The sequence below is a fragment of the Candidatus Frankia alpina genome (assembly GCF_902806485.1).
In the GTDB taxonomy this organism is placed as follows: Bacteria; Actinomycetota; Actinomycetes; order Frankiales; family Frankiaceae; genus Frankia; species Frankia alpina.
Window position 1 is genome coordinate 1 of sequence record NZ_CADCWT010000408.1, and the last position, 2,507, is coordinate 2,507.

The following is a 2,507-nucleotide window of genomic DNA, read 5'->3' on the forward strand; positions in this document are numbered from 1 at the left end:
GTTCTCGTGCAGCAGTCCGAACTCGTCGTAGTCGTCGGCCGCCAACGTGCTCTCTACATCGGTCGCCACGTCGCCTCGCTCTCCTCGCACCGGCCCTGCTCTGCTCGCACCGGCCTTCGGATGGCCGTGCCGCCCAGCGAGCCGTGATCCGTCCAGATGGGCCTCGATCCGGCCAGACAGGCCGTGATCCGTCCAGTGGGTAATGCTAGGACGGCGTGGGGGGCACCGTGCGCCGCTTCCTGCCTCTCGCCGGCGGCCGTGACGGGAATGTCGACCGCCCGGCCGGTTGTTAGTGTCAGTCAAGCAATCATTCAGGCGTGGACGCGGGGCACGCCGCCGGCTCGACCCGGAGCCAGACAGGCCCCTCACCGCAGCGAAGCGACATCACCCGGCACCACCCGGGGCACCACCCCGGCCCTCGGCGGCCCGCCTCGCGCCCATGCCATGCAGGACGCCGGGGACCGCCCGTCGGGGCGGACCGGCCCGCATCGGTGACGGAGGGAGCAGCGCCGGATGTCCACGACCACGGGGACTCCGGTCGACGCAGCGCGCCGGCCACACCAGGACGACAGCTCGAGATATCGCTGGATCGCCCTGTCGAACACGACCATCGGGGTGCTGATGGCGACGGTCAACAGCTCGATCGTCATCATCTCCCTGCCCGCGATCTTCCGCGGGATCCACCTCGACCCGCTGCAGCCGGGCAACGTCAGCTACCTGCTGTGGATGTTGATGGGCTACATGCTCGTCTCCGCCGTGCTGGTGGTGACGCTGGGCCGGCTCGGCGACATGTTCGGCCGCGTCCGGATCTACAACGCCGGCTTCGCCGTTTTCAGCGTCGCCTCGATCGGGCTGGCACTGACCCCCTGGCAGGGTTCGTCCGGCGCGCTGTGGCTGATCGGCTGGCGGGTCGTGCAGGGCGTGGGCGGCGCGATGCTCATGGCCAACTCGACGGCCATCCTCACCGACGCCTTCCCCACCCGCCAGCGGGGCATAGCGCTGGGCATCAACCAGGTCGCCGCGCTCGCCGGCTCCTTCATCGGGCTGGTCGCCGGCGGCCTGCTGTCGGAGTGGAACTGGCGGGCGGTGTTCTGGGTGAGCGTGCCGATCGGCGTGGCCGGCACCATCTGGTCCTACCGCAGCCTGCGTGACACCGGCCGGCGCACGCCCGCCCGCATCGACTGGTGGGGCAACATCACCTTCGCGGTCGGGCTGACCGCGCTGCTCGCCGGCGTCACCTACGGCATCCAGCCCTACGGTGGCCACGACATGGGCTGGCTCAACCCGAAGGTCCTCGCCGCGCTCATCGGCGGCGGCGCCCTCCTCGTCGTGTTCGTCCTGATCGAACGGCGAACCGCGCAGCCGATGTTCAACCTGGCGCTGTTCCGGATCCGGGCGTTCGCCGCCGGCAACGCGGCGGTCCTGCTGTCCTCGATCGCCCGCGGCGGCATGCAGTTCATGCTGATCATCTGGTTGCAGGGGATCTGGCTGCCGCTACACGGCTACGATTACGTCGACACGCCCCTGTGGGCGGGCATCTACCTGCTTCCCCTGACGGTCGGGTTCCTGGTGGCCGGGCCGGTGTCGGGCTTCCTGTCCGACCGGTTCGGCGCCCGTGCCTTCGCCACCGGCGGCCTGACCCTGGTCGCGGCGACCTTCCTCGGCCTGCTGCTGCTGCCGACGGACTTCAGCTATCCGGCGTTCGCCGCGCTGCTGGTCCTCAACGGGATCGGCTCGGGCCTGTTCTCCGCGCCGAACACGACCGCGGTGATGAACGCCGTGCCCGCCGCGGCCCGCGGTGGCGCCTCCGGGATGCGCGCCACGTTCATGAACTCCGGCCAGGTCCTCTCGATCGGCGTGTTCTTCTCCCTGATGATCGCCGGGCTGTCCTCGACGCTGCCGCACTCGCTGCACAGCGGGCTGGCCGCGCAGGGCGTGCCGGCCGACGTCACCGACCGGGTGGCGAACCTGCCGCCCGTCGGCAGCCTGTTCGCCGCCTTCCTCGGCTACAACCCGATGCAGAACCTGCTCGGCGACGACACCCTGCGCCATCTCCCCGCGGCGAACGCGCAGGCGCTGACCGGCAAGGAGTTCTTCCCGAACCTGATCGCCTCGCCGTTCCACCACGGTCTGATCATCGTGTTCTCGCTGGCCATCGCGATGTCACTGATCGCCGCGATCGCCTCCCTGCTGCGTGGCGCGAAGTACGTCCACGTCGAGACCCTGCTCGCCGTCGAGGCCGCCGCCGGCCCCACCCCCGACGCTGGTGCCACCGCCAACGCCGGCCCCACCGCCAACAGCCGTGCCACCGCCGACAGCCGTGCCACCGCCGACGACGCTGACGCCGTTGGCCCTCTTGTCGTCGATGTCAGCGCAGTCGCCGACGGTGGCGCTGCTCCGGCGGAAAGCAGTCAACCGGTTGTAGGCAGTCAACCGGCCGAGGGCGTCCGGCCGGGCGAGAGCGTCCGGCCGGGCGAGGGCCTCCGGCCGGCACCGCGGATGCAACC

At 70.8% G+C, this 2,507-nt stretch carries 1 protein-coding gene; it reads left to right on the top strand.

Going from position 1 to position 2,507, the window contains the following annotated elements:
- Positions 1 to 513: 513 nt before the first annotated feature.
- Positions 514 to 2,507 (top strand): MFS transporter (locus G6R25_RS23350; protein ID WP_235949491.1); only part of this gene is annotated, 1,994 nt, incomplete at its 3' end.